Raw genomic sequence first — 18,505 nt, forward strand, 5'->3', positions numbered from 1 at the left:
CACTGCTGACGACCTGAGACTCGAGATTAGGTAGGCATCTTGTAACCGTTCGCCACTTCGGTGAAGGCTTCGACCTGCTCATCCTGCCAGGCCTGGTCCTGCCCCATCTCGTTGGCCATGAGTTCAGCTACCTTCGGCGCAATGTCGATGCTGGCTTGTGCGTCGAGCAAGAGCGAGCGCGTGCGACGTGACAGAATGTCCTCGACCGAGCGCGCCATTTCGTGGCGTACGCCCCACACAACTTGCACTGCCCGCACGGGCAGACGCTCATCGAGCTGCTCGTTGAGCTCGGGGTTTTCGCGGACCAGCCCCTTCAATGCAGGAGCATCGGATCCATACTTGCTGAAGTCGCCAAACTGCTCGGCATGCTCATGCCACCCGTGGATGTGCAGGTCGGCAGTGACCGACGGGCGCTCTTCGACGTTTGCGAGCGTGGCTGCCTGGTCAATCGTGTCTTCGGCCATCTGGCGGTAGGTGGTCCACTTCCCGCCCGAGATGGTGACGAGCCCGTTGTTCGAGATGTGCAGCACATGGTCGCGCGAAATCTCGGAGGTGTCGCCCGAGCCCGGATTCGTAGGATCAGTAACAAGCGGACGAATGCCAGCAAACACGGAGAGTACGTCGTCCGGTGTCGGGTCTTTGGTCAGGTAGCGACCGGCGTGCTCGACCAGAAAGTCGAGTTCTTTCTGCATGGGCACTGGCTCCATTTCGGGGCCGTCGACCTCCTCGTCGGTTGTGCCTACCACCACGCGATCGTTCCACGGAATGGCAAAGAGCACGCGCCCATCATCGGTCTTGGGGATCATGATGGCGGCTTCGCCCGGCAAGAAGGAGCGATCGAGCACAATGTGTGTGCCCTGGGCCGGGCGCAGCGTGTTGCTCACCGTAGGATCGTCCATCTTGCGGATGCTATCCGTAAAGATACCGGTGGCGTTGATGACAGCGCGCGCTTCGATGTTCATGGTGGTGCCGGTTTCCTGGCACTCAGCCACTACGCCATTTACGTAGCCGTCGTCAGCCTTCAGCAGGTCGGTCACCTTCATGTAGTTGAGGGCGGTACCGCCTTGCTCTACGAAGGTCTGCGCCATGTTGACGGCCAGGCGCGCATCGTCGAACTGTCCATCGTAGTAGATCACGCCACCTCGCAAGCCTTTCGGCTCAATGGTCGGCAGATGTTCGAGGGTTTCGTCGAGACTAAGGTGCTTTGAGCGCCCAAAGTTTTGGCGCCCGGCCAGCATGTCGTATACCTTCATGCCGATGCCGTAGAACGGGCCCTCCCACCAGTCATAGTTTGGCACGACAAACGCCAGGTTGTGCACCAGGTGAGGTGCATTTTTCTGGAGACGTCCGCGTTCTTTGAGGGCTTCGAGCACCAGGGAAATGTTGCCCTGTTGCAGATACCGCACGCCGCCGTGCACCAGCTTGGTAGAACGGCTGGAAGTGGCTTTGGCAAAGTCGTGCTGCTCCAGCAACAGGGTGTCGTATCCACGGGCAGCAGCCTCGATGGCTGTACCCAGCCCGGTGGCTCCTCCACCAATCACGATAAAGTCCCACGGACCGTCGTGCGCATTCAGCGCTTGTTGTCCAGCGTCACGTTGCATAGGTCAGTGTCGTTAAGCGAAAAAACGTAGTGTTGACGTGGCAGGCAAGGAGCCCGGCCGCAGGCTAAAGATGCCGGGCCCCCGCGCCACGTTGTCTGTGCGCGTTAAGCGTCAACTTTGGCCGGGCGAGCTGCCGGACCGGTCCATGCTTTGGCACGGTCAAGCGCTTTGCGCCAGCCTTCGCGCAGCTCTCCGACGAGCTCTGGCTCCATCGAGGGCGTGAAGCGACGGTCTTCTTTCCACTGCTTCGCGATGTCTTCCTGGCTATTCCAGTAGCCCACGGCGAGTCCGGCCAGGTAGGCCGCGCCGAGTGCAGTCGTCTCCGTCACTTCGGGGCGGATGACCGGCACTTGCATGATATCGGACTGGAACTGTAGCAGCAGGTCGTTGGCGGCGGCACCGCCATCCACGCGCAGTTCTTTCGTTTCGATGCCCGAGTCGGCCTCCATCGCCTCGATGACATCGACGACCTGGTAGGCAATGCCCTCCAGCGCTGCACGAGCGATATGCCCGTCGGTTACGCCGCGTGTGATGCCGGCAATCGTGCCACGGGCATACTGGTCCCAATGCGGAGCACCGAGTCCTGAGAATGCGGGTACCACGTACACACCGCCGTTGTCTTCGACGCTACGCGCAAGCGCTTCCACCTCGGCCGAAGAGTCAATGATGCCGAGTCCGTCGCGTAGCCACTGCACGACCGCGCCCGCAATGAAGATGCTCCCTTCAAGCGCGTAGGTCACCTCGCCGTCAATCTCCGCAGCGATGGTTGTGAGCAGGCGGTTTTCGGAATGAACCGCTTCGGTACCGGTGTGCTGCAGCATGAAGGCGCCGGTGCCATACGTGTTTTTACTCATGCCGCTCTTGGTACACATCTGCCCAAAGAGCGCAGCCTGCTGATCGCCCGCAATACCTGCAATGGGAATGTCGCCAGTAAGCACGCCGTTGTGGACGTGGCCGTAGACTTCGCTGCAAGAGCGCACCTCGGGGAGCATGCTGTGCGGCACGTCGAGAATATCGAGCAGTTCGTCGTCCCACTCGCTCTCTCGGATATTGTAGAGAAGGGTACGACTGGCATTGGTGGCATCAGTGATGTGCTGACCGCCGCGCGTGAGCTTCCACACGAGCCAACTGTCGATCGTACCGAACGCGAGGTGCCCTGCCTCTGCTTTTTGGCGAGCCCCTTCTACGTTGTCGAGGATCTACTTGACTTTCGTGCCTGAGAAATAGGCATCGATGATAAGCCCCGTCTTTTCCTGGAAGAGATCAATACCGACCTCGTCTTTCAACGTGTCGCACATCTCGGACGTGCGGCGGTCCTGCCAGACAATGGCGTTGTAGACCGGCTCGCCGGTGCGACGATCCCACACTACGGTGGTTTCGCGCTGGTTGGTAATGCCAATCGCTTCAATGTCATCTGAAGAAATACCGGTGCGGCTAAGCACCTCGGCGGCTACGCCCACCTGCGACGACCAGATCTCGCTGGGGTCGTGCTCTACCCATCCGGGTTTCGGAAAGATCTGCTCGAACTCTTTCTGGGCTGTGCCTTCAATCTGCCCATTTCGATTGAAAATGATGGCACGCGAGCTCGTCGTGCCCTGGTCAAATGCGAGAATGTATCCCATTACGATCACCTGCTGTTCGTATCAAAACGTTTCGTTTCCTTTCGGATCGACAATCACACAATAGGGCGTGGAAGCGCTTTTGTCAACATTTGCTTAACCCTTAATTGTTACGTTATCGCAACGCGAGGGGTATTGGATCACAGACTCCTTCCATTTGTAGGCGCACGAGGTGCTTTTTATAGCCGGAAGCGCTTTCTTTCTACGGATCTGTTTTCTCGGACTACAGCCTTATCCCCTCATGCCCGACAAAAATCATGGCCCTGCTGAACGCGAGGTGATCATCCTACAGCGTCTCAAAGAGCATGGATACGTAACGGTATCGGACCTGAGCGAGCGTCTGGACGTCTCGGAGGTTACAGTTCGTAAGGATCTCCAAAAACTCGAAAGTCGCAACTTACTCCATCGCACGTATGGCGGTGCAAATGTGCGCGACCCGTACGTGCGCGATCGTCCGCTCGATGAAAAAGTTACCCAGTTCACCGAGGAAAAACGTCGTATTGGTAAGGCCGCTGCCAACTTGGTGGCCGCCCGCGACTCGATCATCCTTGCATCGGGTACGACCATGACGCAGGTGGCGCGCCATCTGCGCGACAAGTCGGAACTCACAGTGATTACCAGCGCAATGAACGTTGCGCTTGAAGTCGCTCATCTTCAGGATGTGGAGGTACTTATGCTTGGCGGCATGGTGCGCCGCACCTCAAAATCGGTGGTGGGTCCCTACGCTCAGGAGATGATGAAGGAATACGCATGCGACAAGCTCTTCCTTGGTGTCGACGGGTTTGACCTTGACCACGGCTTAACGACAGCCAATGCCCCCGAGGCTCATCTCAACCAGTATATGATTCGTGCAGCACAGCGCGTGATCATCGTAACAGACTCCAGCAAATTCGGGCGCCGTAGCCTCCGTCGCATCTGCGGGCTTGATGCCGTGCACCGCGTCATTACTGATGCTTCTGTCGATGACCACATTGTCAGTCATCTTAAGGAGCAAGGCCTCTATGTGGATGTGGTGTAAGGCAGAGGTCGTGTAGATCTGCTGTATGTCGTTTCATCTGCTCGCATTGAGAGCAGTACGTCACGCTTTTTCATTTTCACAGCCCCTCTACCTCACCCTATTTGTTTAATTTAAGTGAATATGCATCATATAAACTGGTGGGACACCTACACAATGGCATCACATGATGATTATGTGCATACTCATTACATGGATTAGAGATTACGTAACACATAGGGTAATATTCACCACTTTGTGATCCGCATTCGTATCCATTCAGATGTATACCTTGGTGAATCGGGTGCGCAGATAGAGCACACCCGGTATAGCCTCCCTAACAAGGCTGCTCCGCCCCGATAGTCCTACGGCTGAGCTATTGCCACAGAGATTTTCAAAATAGTATGCACCATGAGCAGCGTTGGACAACGATAGCCATTGGGGCTTGGAAGCTTTGAAGGCGCGCCGTCTCGGTATTTAACCAGTACACTCCCTGCCTGCTCTTCACGACTTTCCGCTGCTCGAACGCGTTCTGCCATGAACTTGTCAACATCTACTGTAATGCCAGAAGCTCTTGCAGACCCTTCTCCCCACGCTCAGACATCACGCAACGAATCTTCTGAAGCACTCGCTGTACCTGCACCAGACACCGATGCGCTCTCTACGCCTGCCATCGCGCTCGCCCAACTTAACCGCGCACCTGGACTCAGCGAGCGGAAGCGCATGTTGTATGGCACCTGGATTCAAGGCTATCTTGACTATTTGAAACGCCAGTGCTTGGGAGCACCGCGCCCAGCATATGTAAAACGCTTCCTCACCCAGATTCGCGACAGTCCCCACTCCGACGAATCCACCTATCAGGGCGCGGCAGAGGCGCTGGTTTTTTATCACGAGCGTCTACTACGCCAAACCGTCTGCGGCGATGGCTATCGCCTGGCCACGCTTACCGACAAAGAAAAGCGCAAGATTGTATCGCAACTGAACGGGCCTGAGCGTGTGCTGGCCCTTGTTGTATGTTACACCGATCTGAATCTGAAAGAAGCGCTGCGCTTGCGGGTGGGGGATGTCGAAATCTCGAAGCGCACCATTCTCGTGTCGAGTTCGACGGGCTGCGCGGATCGTAGTGTCTCGTTTCCAGAGTCGCTGCAAGAGCCTCTTCGCAAGCAGCGCTCCTACGTACGCGATCTGCATGACCATGATCTTGCAGATGGATACGGCACCGTCGACGTGCCCGACGAGGTTGTGCGCCAGTTTCCGTGGGCCTCGAAGCAGTTTGTATGGCAGTATCTCTTTCCGGCTGACAAGCGCACGCTCGATATCCGCGCAGGCACCGAGCGGCGCTACCCGATGACCCCCGATGCCCTCCTTGATGCCATCGGGTCTTCCGATGCCCCCCTCACGCGCGCCTTCCGCCCTTTACAGTGAAGCGCCTGCGATAATGTATAAAGTACGAGCACCACAGGGGACTTCGTCCGGTGCTTGCTCTCGCGTGCAAATCAACACCCAACCAGATTCTTACATGTCGTTGCGCGGACGCAATGGGCGCACGACCACTTCGGAGATAAGATGGTTTTCAGGCGCCTTCAGCACATGCATAGCTGTGGCAGCCACATCTTCGGCCCGCAGGGGGTTATCAGTCATGTCAGCGCCTGCGCGCTCAAAAAAGTCTGTTTCTATAGATCCGGGATAGAGGCACGATACACGAATCCCTGCGCCTCGCACTTCCTTCATCAGCGCCTGGCTGAATCCGCGCACACCAAACTTACTGGCGTTGTACGCAGAGATGTTGGGATTGCCAATCAGCCCGGCAATCGATGCGATGTTGACGATGTGTCCGCCAAATCCCTTATCCTCGTTCTGAGCCCGCATCATGGGTACCGCCGCCCGCGTGCACAGGTACAGTCCACGCAAATTGGTATCGTGCTGCACATCCCAGTCTTCCACAGCCATCTCATCGATCGGGCCAAAGCGGCCCAGGCCTGCATTGTTTATGAGGATGTCAAGGCGTCCGGCTTCCTCCTGAATCGTCTCGAACACTGCGTCAATGGCGTCCTGGTCGCGCACATCGGCAGTACACGGAATGAAGGCATCGCCATACGTATCGTGCAGCGCTTGCAGGCGCTCGGTGCTACGTGCAAGTCCGAAGACCTGCACCCCCGCCTCAATAAGCTGCACACTAATTTCTTGCCCCAGTCCGGAGCTGGCTCCGGTAACAAGGGCCACTGCATTGGTAAGAGTCATAGGCGTTGTCGCTCTGTGTTTGCGAATTACGAATACAAGGGCATGCATCTAACCTGCAGCACCCTGTTTGGCATGGCGTCTGTACCCTGCGCTTCTGCGTAGATGCCATATAAGCAAATGCCATACAAAATGCGCAGCCCCAACGACAGCACTACTGCCGTTGATCGCTGCGCATGCAAAGCGTGACGCAACAGTCACAGATTCCCGAGTTTGCTACTCATTCACCGTGACATTGGTTACCGTCCTACGCACCGGCTCCCCACTCATCATCGCCTGCATCTGTGCAAACTGATCGCCCATACGCTCTTCCATCATCTGGCGCTGCTCAGGCGGCATCTGTTCCATCTGCGCCTCCATCTGCGCACGCATCTGCTGCATACGCTGGCGCTGCTCTTCGGGCATCTGCTCCATCATGTCGTTGCTCATCTCAGTGACAAACGGATACACCAGCCCGTCGATGGTACGGTAGTCGCGAAAGTCAACTTGAAACGTAATGGGACCGTCAATCTGAAACGGCGCGCCTTCCATTGCGTCTTCAGGCAGTACGGCATTGAACAGGAAGCGTGCAGGCATCAGGTTGTCGGTACGCAAGTAGAAGCGCATCGACTCCAGTCCTTGAAACTCCTGTCCTTCCATGCTGGCATACGATTCCAGACGGCGCGGGTCCTCTACAAAGAGCACATGCGTCTCCACGCCATCAATCGACTCGGTGCCCTCATACACGGCCTCTTCCTTCAGGCCTTCGAGATACGACTCATCCAGAAAGCCCATCACAGGCATGTCATCAGCGCTGGCCGGGCCGCTGGCGTTGCTTATGCGGTAGATGTAGCGTCCATTCTCCTCTTCCCGCTCGTAGCGGTTGGTCTCGCCCTCGGTTTCTACCGTAAATGAGCGGATGTCTTGTGCCATCTCCTGGTGTGCAGCATCGGCCTCGTCAATAATGCTGGATGCTGATTGCGCCCATGTTGGTGCTCCTATCTGAGCAGTAGCCAAACACAAAAGCAGGCTAACCCCAATCGTGCGGAGTGCCATGCGAACTGAATAGGTCATCGTATTTCGTGGGTTGAGTCAAAAGGGAGGCGAACAACATTCACTACGTCATGCGGAATATACGGGCAAGCGTGGACATATCGTATCCACAGTGCATTACAGAGGCGCATGTATCGATTGTTTTTTCGGTAGCGGCAACGCTAAGTGATGGAGGCAATAGGCCAGTAGCCGGAGACGGGGAGCGCCGCCCGGCGCGGACGTCTCCGGCATGGTTGACAGGAGCGAACGGGGGACCGTTCGCCCCAGGAAAGATTTTTATCAGGGGAGTTATCATTTAACGTTTATCCACTACTTTTTTCTACCGCCTATGCCTGAGTCTACCCCACCGGAAGCGCGTAATGCAATGCATCGGCTCATTGGGCCCGATGCAGCGCCCGATCATCTGCCGCGCCCCGACGCGCCCAACGCACCGCTGCAGGTGGGCGACTATACGCTGGCACCAAGCCGCGTCATCGACCTGTTGCGCCCCTTTATGCGGGACCGCCGCCTGAACGGCATCCGCGAGATCGTAGCCAAACGCACGCGCACCGTGGTGCCTGTTATCGAGGGCGTGGTCAATACCGGCAACGTAAGCGCCGTTATGCGCTCGACCGAGGCCATGGGCTATCAGGATCTACACGTCATTGCCACCGGCGGGCGCTACAAGCATTCCGAGCGCACCGCCAAAGGCGCACAGCGCTGGCTGGATGTGCATCAGTGGGACGCTCCCGTGCCGTGTGTCGAGCATCTTCAGGAGCGTGGCTACCGCGTGGCAGCTATGTATCTGGATGACGAGGCGGTGCCCATTGCCTCCCTCGACTTTACCACGCCCACCGCACTCGTCTTCGGCAACGAACGCGACGGCGTGTCCGAGGCGCTCCGCGATGCCGCCGACATCTCCTGCATCATCCCCATGGATGGCTTTACCGAGAGCTTTAACATCTCGGTAGCGGCGGCGGTGGGGCTCTACCACGCGCGCCACGACCGCATGCAGCGTCAAGGCACGCATGCTGACCTCTCGGAGGCCGAGCAGATCCGCCTCACCGCACGTCTCTGCATGCGCAGCGTTACGAAAGCCGATTCGGTGCTGCAGCGCGTGCTGCGTGAGCAGGGCGAAATGCCCTAACCAGGGGCCAGCTATCGGAATCGGTATTTCCTGCACCGTGCCCACGGAATCTTCACGACGCTGCTGCGTACATGTAGCCCTACGGAGTCCTTTTTTGATTGCCGAACGCGCCCCATGCCTGCTCCCGATGTTGACGCGCCACGTGCGCCCGCAGAATCGCTGTCTGAAGCAGCGTCCGCTGAAGACGCACGCTCTGAATCCACCAGCACCTACGAACAAGAACGCGGCAAGCCCTTGCCCAGCTTAAATCACGGTCATCTTCAGTTTCTCCTTTCTCTCGCTTTTGGCCCACATCGCGACGAGTACACCGTTGCCAGCGAACTGACACTCCAGCTGGGCGATGTCCGCCTGACACCCGACCTGTGCGTGTTTCGGAAGCGCAAGATCACATTTGCGCACGACACCACCCGGGTTAGCGAGCCGCCGCTTTTAGCTGTGGAGATCGTAAGCCCGTCGCAGAGCACACAAGACGTAGCCGACAAAATTCACGACATGCTGGACGCTGGCGTAGAATCGTGCTGGCTCGTGCAACCGGCCATGCAAACCATCACCGTGTACACCGACAGCGCCAAGCCGCGCACGCTGGACCGCGGGACGCTTACCGACCCGGCCACCGACATTGAGGTGGATGTGGACGAACTCTTCTCAGGTGAGTGATACCAACCGCATCCCTCTACCTTACCTACTTCCTTTACATGGATCCCTCGTTCTGGAACAGCCGCTTCGACCGCGATCATTTTGTGTATGGCACTGCGCCTAATCATTTTATAGCTACGCAGCAAGACCGCCTGGCGCCGGGCACCACGGTGCTCGACCTGGCCGGAGGCGAAGGGCGCAACGCAGTGTATCTGGCGGCCCACGGGTGCGAGGTTACGCTGCTCGACTATTCGGCCACCGCCCTCCAGAAGGCCGAGCGGCTGGCCGCCGAACAGAACACCTCGCTTGACACCATCCACGCCGACCTAACGACCTGGACACCCAACCGCACCTGGCAGGCCCTCGTAGCCACGTATGTGCATCTGCCGGTGCAGTGGCAGCCACGGTTGTACGAGATGATGCAAGCCAGCCTGGCCCCCGGCGGTACCCTCATCGCCGAGTGGTTCCGGCCCGAACAACGCACCGACGGCTACACCAGCGGCGGCCCGCCCGACGTCGAAATGATGGTCACCGCCCAGGAACTGCGCGACGCCTTTCCCGAATCCGGTATCGAGCTGCTCACCGAGCTCGTCGTATCGCTCAACGAAGGCCCCGGCCATAGCGGCCAAGCAGCGGTGGTGCGCCTCATCTGGACGAAGCCCGAGAGTACCACGTAACGTGTGCGCCCCCCGCTGTACGGTCCAATTTCCCGATTCCGCAGTGCGCGGAACTGTCTTCTCTGTACGTGTTGTAACGCGGTGTATGCCCAATGCCTCGTCATCCTACGTGCCTAACTTTATCGATTACCTTATGATTACCTTCACGCGCCGCTTGAGCGCTCTTGCGCTCGTACTTGCTGGACTTCTGATATTCGCCGGATGCGGAGGCGATGCCCCCGAGTCTGATAACGGCGACGATGCCAACACCGTCACCCTCGAAGCGGGCGAGCGAGCCCCTGCCATCGACGGGGCTATGGCCCGCTTCGAAGTGCCTGAATCAGAAGCTGTGCTTGAGCCTGGTGAGGTGAACGTCGAGGTCGCGGTTGAAAACTTCACGCCCGGCGAGCAGACCGAGGTACCGCGCCGCGAGCAGCTGGCCAACTCAGGTAACGGGCAGCACACGCACATTATCCTAAACAATGACCCGTACTTTGCCAACTACAATGCCGAGGACGAACCTTTTAGCCTGGGTGAACTGGAGCCCGGCGCCTACTCCGCATTCGTCTTCCCGAGCCGCTCGTTCCACGAAAGCGTGAAAAGCGAAGACGCGTTCGACGTTGTGAACTTCTACGTGGGCGAAGACGCCGAGGGCGCGGACTTCCCGCTTGAAGAGGGCGAACCCAGCATCATCTACAGCCGCCCGAAAGGCACGTACAGCGGTGCCGATGCCGAACGCATTATGCTCGACTTCTACCTCTACAATGTGGAGCTGAGCGAAGATGGATACCGCGCGCACTACACCATCGAAGAAGAGGGATCTGATGAGCCAGTCGCCGAGCTCACGATGGATGAGTGGACGCCCGCCTTCGTAGAGGGCCTCGACAGCGGCACGTACACGTTCACACTCGAACTGCTCGACGAAAACGACGAGCGCGTGCCAGGTACCTTCAACTACACCGAACGCGAAGTCGAAGTGGAGCGGTAACCGCTGCCTCTTTCCATCACAATAGACAAGCCCCTCGCATCCTCCTGCTAATTCAGAGGGATGCGAGGGGCTGTTCATTTTTACGCCTGGATGTGGCACACGTGATGCAGCACCAAAGCGTTAGCGCACCACCGTGATACGCTGCGTCTCGACCATCTCATCGCTCTCCACGCGCAAGAAGTAGGTTCCACTCGACAGACGGCTGACGTCCACCTGCATCGTGCTCCGTCCAGCTGCCATCTCGCGGGGCGCCGACCGCACCTGCCGTCCCAGGATGTCATATACGGACACCGTGACTTGCTGGGCGTTGGGCGAAGCGTATGGCACAGTCACGCGGTCGTGCGCCGGATTCGGGTATCCCTCTCGGATATGCAGTGCGTCGACAGTGCGAACGATGGTTTCTGCCTCCGAAAGCGTTACGTGTCCATTGGTGTCTACCTGGCGCAATCGATAGCGGAGCGTGTCGGCGGTGGATGGTACGTCTGCATCCACAAAATGATAGGACTGGGGCGTTTCGGTCGTACCCGCACCCTCTATGCGTCCGGTGGTTGTCCACGAGCGTGCGCCGTCTGCCCCTGTCGTACGCCGCTGCACATCGAAGCGTGCGTTGTTCGTCTCGGATGCGGTAGCCCAGGAAAGCTGTACCTCATTTTGGTTGAGCTGTGCGTCGAAGCGGGTGAGCTCCACCGGAAGCACGCCCTCGGTGTTTTCAAACCAGGCGATTTCTTCGCGCCCGGTTGAGACCGACAACACATCGGTCTGGCTGTCCCCATTGATGTCCGCTGCAAACACGTCCTGCGCACCTTGCACGAAGCGACCCTTGTCAGAGGTGGTAATGACTTGTTGTGCGGTGAACGCTCCACCTGTATTTTCAAACCAGGCCACCGTGTCATCGCCGCGCGATGCGGAAAGCAGATCGGGCTGGCTATCGCCATTCACATCTGCAGTGTGCACCGCCTGGGGGCTTTCAATCGCTGTGGTGATTTCGGACTGCGCCCCAAAGCCGCTGCCCGCACCAATCTGGTTCTCGTACCAGGCAAGTCCGTCGAAATTAAATCCGCGAGAGGCCAGCACAAGATCCTGATCGGCGTCTCCATCAACAGGTGAGGCGTTAATGTCGCTAAGTTCGCCGCCAACATCGCTGTCGATCTCGTTCTCGCTGGAGAAGCTCCCGGCACCGTCGGTGTTTTCGAACCAGGCGAGGGTAAACGGATCAGTGCCGTATCCAATCACCACGTCAGGGGCTCCGCCATTCAGGTCGGCCACTTCCAGGGCGGTAAGGTTAGACACGTTGCTGGCAATGGTCTGCGCGGCTCCAAATCCACTGCCGTCGCTAATCTGATTTTCGTACCAGACGAGCGTGAACGAGAAACTCCCATATGCAGCAACAAGATCGAGATCGCCGTCTCCATCCAGATCGACTGCTTCGAGCAGGCTTACCTCGTTGGGAGCGTCAATGACCTGCACCGCGCCAAAGCCGTCGGCATCGGCCCCGCTCTCGCCCACCTGATTCTCGTACCAGGTGATTCGTCCCGTAGCCGATCTCCCTCCAGATGCTACGACCGCGTCTGGCTTATCGTCATTGTTGAGGTCTGCGGCAAGGGCTACTTCCGGACTCCGCGCGTTGTTGGCGATCACATTTTGTGAGGAAAAGGCCCCGCTTCCGTCCGTGTTTTCGTACCAGCTCACCTTGTTGTCATCGCGCGATGCCACGAGCACATCGGTTGCCATATCGGCATTGAGATCCGTGGCGACAACAGATTGGGGGAGCAGGACATCGGGCCAGATGTTGACCGGCTGGGGCGGTCCGTATCCGCTTCCGGTGTTCTCGTACCATGCAATTCTATCGTCGGATTCGGTGGCCGAAAGCAACTCCAAGTCCGAGCCGCCGTCTACGTTGGCCGTTGCCAGGTCGCGTGGCGTGAGCAGGGACGTTGTAATTACCTGCTCGCTGCCGAACCCGTCGCTATCGGCGCCCGCCTCGCCCACCTGACTTTCGTGCCAAACGATGCGATCATCTCCGGCAGACGTATTCTGAATCCCGGCAAACACATCTTCTTTGCCATCGCCGTCGGCATCAGCCACGGCAACAGTTTGGGCTGCTGCTCCGAATCCAAATGACTGGATAGCCGTCTGGCTCCCAAAAGCGCCTCCTGAGTTTTCATACCAGACGACGTCTCCATCTGCGGAAGCCGCCACGTCCAGATCGCCGTCGTCATCCACATCGCCCGCTGCTATTCCGCCTACCTCAAGCGGGGTGGCAATGCTTGTCTGGCTGCCAAAGCTGCCCCCCGTGTTTTCGTGCCAGGCAATCTGGCCAAGCGCTGCATAGATGACATCGGGGTTGGCATTCCCACTCACGTCGGCCATTACGATAGCGGTGGGATCTGTCGCCTCGGAGAGGGATGCGATGGTCGTAGCCGTCCCAAAATCATTGCCGCCTTCGCCAATCTGACTTTCAAACCAGATGATACCGCTGTCGCTTGTGCCGAGCACAACATCGGCTTTGCCATCCCCACTGAGCTCTGCTGCGGCAACAGCATAGACTTTTCCATGCGCTGTAGTAATTGTCTGGGCCGGACCGAACCCATCGGCATCGGACCCGCTTTCGCCGATCTGATTTTCGTACCACACGGCACGTTCTTCGGCGCTGGGCGCGGCTACGACATCCAGGTCGCCGTCGCCATCAACATCGGCCGCGTACATGGGCTGGCTGTTGAAGTCCGCATCCAGCGGCAGCGCATCGTCAATGACCTGCTGCTCACCGTATCCGCTGCCCGTGTTTTCGTACCAAGCCAGCTTCTCGTCAAACTTGGAGGCCGATAACACGTCGGGGGCACCATCGCCGTCCAGGTCGGCTTCGTGCATGGCTGTAGGCTCACAGGTGGTGCACGGCTGATTGATGGGCTGTGCAGGAATCTGGGCCATGGCAGGCATACCGCCCAACAGAAGCGCTGTTAGCCCCAGTAAGGCCCCCTGCCACCGTGCGGAATGCGCTGTACACATGCAAACGAGAGATCGTAGAAATGTACACATCATAGCAGGCTATCCTCTAATGAATAGAGCGCGTTGTGAAGCATGCAGGAACAGCCTATCAATCCCTATCATCGGTTTTGCGACATTCTTTGTTGTAGATGCGTCATGTCGGATTCACAACACAGCCTGTCGAACTTGAGACAGGACTGCTGTGGATGCATCATGATCGGTTTGCGTGTTGGCGTTCAGCCCCTGGCATCCCCCAACGGCATCCCCTAACGCCAACACAGCCAACGCGCTGTAACGGTAGCTTGCGTAAGCGCCACTACCTAAGTGCCACTATACGACGCGTGCTGCCCCGTTCACCATCGCGCTGTGTTGCCATGTTGTCTTCTCGTGCCGTCTTTGTATCCGCTGCCGGACTTCTGTCAAGCCTCGGCCTCTATCTGCTCACCACCGAGGCTCCCTCTCCAGCGCCCGACCCCGCACTCCCGCTGGCCGATACGCCGTACGTACTGCATCACGACCTGTCGGCGTACACCGACTTCATGATGTCGGGCGGGCCGCCGCCCGACGGCATTCCCGCTATCGACGACCCGCAGTTCGTGGATGCCGATGGTGCCAATCTCGACGACGGCGATATGATCATCGGGTTTATGCATAACGGCGAGGCGCGCGCCTATCCCCAGAACATTCTGGTACACCACGAAATCGTCAACGACGCCGTGGGTGGGCTCAACGTGGCTGTCACCTACTGCCCACTAACCGCTACCGCACAAGGGTTTAAGCGCGGGGATACGACACTGGGCGTCTCCGGGCAGCTGCTGAATAGCAACCTTGTGATGTTTGACCGCGACACCGAGAGCTACTTCTCGCAGATCGCAGCCACCGGCCTCACCGGCACCCATTCCGGCGCCACCCTCGACGAGGTCAACCTGATCTGGACCACCTGGGGCCAGTGGCGTGCCGAGCATCCCGATACGCGCGTCCTGAGCGACAACACCGGCCACCTGCGCAACTACAGCAACGACCCATACGGACGCTACAATCCGCGCGGTGGCTACTACGATGCACGCGAGGTCATCTTTCCGCTCATGCACGAGTCCGACGCTCACCATCCCAAAGACATGGTCGTGGGGGCTCGCACCGACGAAGAGAGCGTGCATTTCGTGCTCGACGACTTGCAATCGGACCGTGTGCAGCAGACCGGGCGCTTCGTAGCCGTGTACGACGATCGCTTCAACACCGGGCACATCTACGAGGCCGATGCGCTGCCCGACATAACGCCCACGGAAAACAATCGCTACGAGATCGACGGCAAAACCTATGCGCCCGACGCCCTACCGCTCGACGCGCTCGTATCGGTGGAGGCTTTCTTCTTCGCCTGGAATGCGTTCTACCCCAACAGCAATACAGTATAGCGCTCTATCGTCGGGATACGAAAGTTGCTTCTGCATGCAACGGTCGTACCTATTTAGCGCAGGGGAAGACAGATGGAAGCACGTCGCCCGAAGTTGCTCCCCTGGAGAGGGGAGCTGTCGCGTAGCGACTGAGGGGTGGATACGGAGCATCCTTGACGCTCGTGCCGAATGGCTCACGTCCCGGACAGCAGATCGCCGGGGATGCGGATATCCCGAGCAGTGCGTTCCCGCTACCCAGTCATCTAACTGACGCGAATACCATGAGAAACGCCTGGCGCACGCTCATCACCCTGCTTCGCGTGGCCCGCTACCGGCGCATTGCGCTGGGCATTGGGACCGTGTACCTGGTGCTGTTTCTGGTTGCACTGCGCGACATCACGCTTGGGGGCAGCGGCGTGCGGTTTGCCACGGTGGAATGGACACGCATGTTCAGCCCTACGAGCCCCTTTACCTTCGAGGCCATTGCTCGGCTTACGCTGCCCGGCGTTACCGTGCTCATTGCGCCGCTGAACATCCTGGTGGGCGGTGTGCTCTCGCTCCTCGCCGCCCTCAACCTGATGGTGACGTACGTAGCCTACAATCAGCCAAGCGCGTGCAGCTTCAACCGCTCGACCGGCGTGCTGGCCAGTCTGCCGGCGCTCCTGGCCGGTGGCGCCTGTTGCGCTCCCGCCATCGTGCTCATTCTTGGACTGCAAGTGTCGTCGCTCTTCATCACCGCGTTTCAGGTGCTCATTCCGGTTGCAGCGGTGCTGCTGCTCATCACCCTCAAGCTGATCCTGGACCGCACCCACCCCGAACGGCTTTCTTTGATGGATGCGTAGCGCGGTCGCTATCGAGCGGGCACCGCATCGCACGCCACCCACTGGCCGTTGCGATAGATGCCGTGGGCTTTGCCAACAAGCTCGGTATCCACAAACGGCGTATTCTGGCTCTTCGAGCGGATGTGTCCCTCGGTGAACGTCCACCGTGTGTCGGGATCGAACACCGTGAGGTTGGCGGGGGCGCCCGGTTCAAACGTGGGCGCGGGCAGGCGTAGGATGCGACGCGGCGCCACCGTGAGCGCCTGCACCGCCTGCATCAGTGAGCATACCCCGGGCGCCAACAGGTGGCGGCCCACGAGTCCCCAGGCGGTTTCCAGGCCCAGAATGCCGTTAGGCGCTTCGGGGAACGGCACATCCTTTTCGTGGGGCGCATGCGGCGCGTGGTCGGTGCAGATCGCATCGATGGTGCCGTCAGCCAGGCCCGCTTTCAGGGCCGATACGTCTGCGGCGCTGCGGAGCGGCGGGTGCATCTTCGTATGCGTGGAGAGCCCCGATGCCTCCACCGCGTCGTCGGTCAGCGCCAAATGGTGCGTGCAGACCTCGGCGGTGACCTCGATGCCGTCGGATTTGGCGCGCCGCACCAGCTCCACCCCGCGAGCGGTGGCGATGTGCGCTACGTGGACGTGTCCGCCTGTAAGGCGCGCCAGCTCAATGTCGCGCGCAATCATCACGTCTTCGGAGCAGGCCGGAATGCCGGGCATCCCCAGCCGCGTAGCCACCGCGCCCTCGTGCATGTGACCATCGGGATTCAGCGACGGCTCCTCCATGTGGTTGATGATGGGCACGTCGAGCATGGTGCTGTATTCGAGCGCCCGGCGCATGAGTCCGGCGTTGTGCACGGGCGCGCCGTCATCGCTGAACGCTACGGCGCCTTCCTCGGCCATGCTTGCCATCTCGGCCAGGGTTTTGCCGGCGCGCTCCTTCGAGACGCATCCAATGGGGTGGACTGCAACCGGCCCCTCTTCAGCGCGGTGCTTTACGAATCCGACTGACGCCCGCGTGTCGAGCGGCGGATTCGTGTTGGGCATGCAAGCCACCTCTGTGAATCCGCCAAACGCCGCAGCGCGCGTGCCCGAAGCAATAGTTTCCTTGTGCTCAAAGCCCGGTTCGCGCAGATGCACATGCATATCCATCCAGCCCGGCGAAATGTGCTGTCCCGAGCAGTCGATGCGTGGCACCGCGTCGCTCACGTCGGCATCGAGGTCGGCAGCTACCGTGTCGATGTGCCCGTTGCGGATGAGCACATCGGCGCGGGTGGCGGTTTCGGCGTACGGGTCGATGACCGTGCCGCCGTGAAGCAGCACGTTGGGGCGCGATTCAGCGTAGTCGGCAGGCATGGCAGAACGGGGGCAGATCAGAGGATGCGAAGGACGTACGCAAGATAGAAGGCACTTCGGTAGAATGCGACGTGCAGGCCACAGTACCCCAATGATCCGTCGATGAAGATCGCCAGCTTTCGTGTTCTCACACGCACATAACAGGCTCGTTGCACGCTTCGGCGTAACGCAACGGGGGGGCGGCGTACAAAGAAAGTGCGCATGCGAGAGACCTCGCGGCGTGCTTCGTATTCTACACACCGATACGACCTTCCTGATATGGCAACCTCCACTGTAGACCGTGCCGACGCCGTTCGCGACGCGGCTAAAGACGCGTTTGGCTTCGTTCCGAATCTCATCGACGAACTGGCATCAGAGAACCCCGCCGTTGCCGAGACCTACCTGAAAGCCAACGGCCACCTGAGCAACGGCGTGCTCAGTCCCGCCGAGCAGCAGCTTGTCATCCTTACGATTTCGGGATACAACGACTGCCACTACTGCACCAAAGCCCACGGTGCTGCCGGTGCACAAGCCGGACTCGACGCCGATGTGATCGAAGAACTGGTGGACGGCGGCCTGCCCAGCGAAGGGCGACAGCGCCTGCTGGCCCGGGCTACCAAGCGCCTCTTGGGCAAGCGCGGCTGGCTCAGCGACGAAGACCGCGCCGAGTTCGAAGAGGCCGGCCTCACCACAGCGGAACTGTACGAAATCGTGGGCCTGATCGGCGTAAAAACAATCAGCAACTACGTGAACCACCTGGCCGGAACGCCGGTTGACCCGCAGTTTCAGTAAAGAGCTATCTGCAACGCAGGATCAAGTAGAAACAACGTCCTGAATCCTCGTCGTCTCTATCCTGCCCACCATCGCAGAGACGACGACAGCGCCCCATGCAGCGCGCCCGTACGCGTCGCTGTGTGGGGCGTTTTTTTGTTAGACGACGTGTCGTGCTGTAATGTAGGGAAGCCGGTTTGAACCTCGATTAGGTGGTTACCATACCTTCTCGGGTGCTAACATCACGACATATCTGGAAAACAGCGGACAATTAGAAACAGCGCAGCATATCGCCAAGCATGATTCAGCC

At 59.1% G+C, this 18,505-nt stretch carries 14 protein-coding genes and 1 pseudogene; 9 read left to right on the forward strand and 6 right to left on the reverse strand.

Annotated elements, in window-relative coordinates:
* Window positions 1–26: 26 nt before the first annotated feature.
* On the reverse strand, window positions 27–1,601 hold the full coding sequence (locus tag CRI93_RS05075; RefSeq protein WP_098061524.1) for a glycerol-3-phosphate dehydrogenase/oxidase: 1,575 nt from the start codon (window positions 1,599–1,601) through the stop codon (window positions 27–29).
* A gap of 104 nt (window positions 1,602–1,705) precedes the next feature.
* Window positions 1,706–3,223: pseudogene (glpK, locus tag CRI93_RS05080) on the reverse strand (glycerol kinase GlpK).
* 238 nt (window positions 3,224–3,461) lie between these two features.
* Between glpK and CRI93_RS05085 the strand changes: the two are divergent.
* Together CRI93_RS05085 and CRI93_RS05090 are read left to right on the forward strand one after the other, a co-directional pair.
* A complete protein-coding gene (locus CRI93_RS05085; protein ID WP_098061525.1) occupies window positions 3,462–4,238 on the forward strand; it encodes a DeoR/GlpR family DNA-binding transcription regulator in 777 nt (258 codons plus the stop codon).
* 537 nt (window positions 4,239–4,775) lie between these two features.
* Entirely contained in the window at window positions 4,776–5,639 is an 864-nt protein-coding gene (locus tag CRI93_RS05090; protein ID WP_098061526.1) for a site-specific integrase, read from the forward strand.
* Window positions 5,640–5,729: 90 nt separating this feature from the next.
* On the opposite strand, the gene CRI93_RS05095 is transcribed toward CRI93_RS05090, so the two are convergent.
* Together CRI93_RS05095 and CRI93_RS05100 are read right to left on the reverse strand one after the other, a co-directional pair.
* Window positions 5,730–6,455: an SDR family oxidoreductase gene (locus CRI93_RS05095; protein ID WP_098061527.1), complete on the reverse strand. Its 726-nt coding sequence runs from the start codon at window positions 6,453–6,455 to the stop codon at window positions 5,730–5,732.
* Between the two features lie 213 nt (window positions 6,456–6,668).
* Window positions 6,669–7,505, reverse strand: a complete 837-nt coding sequence (locus CRI93_RS05100) for a hypothetical protein (RefSeq protein WP_141491570.1) — start codon at window positions 7,503–7,505, stop codon at window positions 6,669–6,671.
* 307 nt (window positions 7,506–7,812) lie between these two features.
* Here CRI93_RS05100 and CRI93_RS05105 point away from each other — a divergent pair, with 307 nt between their 5' ends.
* The 4 genes from CRI93_RS05105 to CRI93_RS05120 all read left to right on the forward strand — a co-directional run bounded on the left by CRI93_RS05105 (window position 7,813) and on the right by CRI93_RS05120 (window position 10,890).
* Entirely contained in the window at window positions 7,813–8,610 is a 798-nt protein-coding gene (locus CRI93_RS05105; RefSeq protein ID WP_245850332.1) for a TrmH family RNA methyltransferase, read from the forward strand.
* Between the two features lie 114 nt (window positions 8,611–8,724).
* A complete protein-coding gene (locus CRI93_RS05110; protein WP_098061530.1) occupies window positions 8,725–9,267 on the forward strand; it encodes a Uma2 family endonuclease in 543 nt (180 codons plus the stop codon).
* A gap of 38 nt (window positions 9,268–9,305) precedes the next feature.
* On the forward strand, window positions 9,306–9,923 hold the full coding sequence (locus CRI93_RS05115; RefSeq protein ID WP_098061531.1) for an SAM-dependent methyltransferase: 618 nt from the start codon (window positions 9,306–9,308) through the stop codon (window positions 9,921–9,923).
* 85 nt (window positions 9,924–10,008) lie between these two features.
* The gene (locus tag CRI93_RS05120) at window positions 10,009–10,890 is read left to right on the forward strand and encodes a hypothetical protein (RefSeq protein ID WP_245850334.1); all 882 of its coding nucleotides are present in this window, start codon (window positions 10,009–10,011) and stop codon (window positions 10,888–10,890) included.
* A gap of 120 nt (window positions 10,891–11,010) precedes the next feature.
* On the opposite strand, the gene CRI93_RS05125 is transcribed toward CRI93_RS05120, so the two are convergent.
* Complete coding sequence (locus CRI93_RS05125; RefSeq protein ID WP_176521705.1) at window positions 11,011–13,818, reverse strand: T9SS type A sorting domain-containing protein; 2,808 nt, start codon at window positions 13,816–13,818, stop codon at window positions 11,011–11,013.
* Window positions 13,819–14,249: 431 nt separating this feature from the next.
* Between CRI93_RS05125 and CRI93_RS05130 the strand changes: the two genes are divergently transcribed.
* Together CRI93_RS05130 and CRI93_RS05135 are read left to right on the forward strand one after the other, a co-directional pair.
* Window positions 14,250–15,287 (forward strand): DUF3179 domain-containing protein, encoded by a 1,038-nt coding sequence (locus tag CRI93_RS05130; protein ID WP_098061533.1) that lies wholly within the window; start codon window positions 14,250–14,252, stop codon window positions 15,285–15,287.
* A gap of 260 nt (window positions 15,288–15,547) precedes the next feature.
* Complete coding sequence (locus CRI93_RS05135; protein WP_098061534.1) at window positions 15,548–16,108, forward strand: hypothetical protein; 561 nt, start codon at window positions 15,548–15,550, stop codon at window positions 16,106–16,108.
* An 8-nt stretch (window positions 16,109–16,116) separates the two neighbouring features.
* Here CRI93_RS05135 and CRI93_RS05140 read toward each other — a convergent pair whose 3' ends face one another.
* Window positions 16,117–17,445: a dihydroorotase gene (locus CRI93_RS05140; RefSeq protein WP_098061535.1), complete on the reverse strand. Its 1,329-nt coding sequence runs from the start codon at window positions 17,443–17,445 to the stop codon at window positions 16,117–16,119.
* A gap of 258 nt (window positions 17,446–17,703) precedes the next feature.
* Between CRI93_RS05140 and CRI93_RS05145 the strand changes: the two genes are divergently transcribed.
* Window positions 17,704–18,216 carry a carboxymuconolactone decarboxylase family protein gene (locus CRI93_RS05145; RefSeq protein ID WP_098061536.1) on the forward strand — a complete coding sequence of 171 codons (513 nt, stop codon included), beginning with the start codon at window positions 17,704–17,706 and terminating at the stop codon, window positions 18,214–18,216.
* The last annotated feature ends 289 nt before the right edge of the window (window positions 18,217–18,505 follow it).

Source organism: Longimonas halophila (genome assembly GCF_002554705.1).
Classification (GTDB): Bacteria; Bacteroidota; Rhodothermia; order Rhodothermales; family Salinibacteraceae; genus Longimonas; species Longimonas halophila.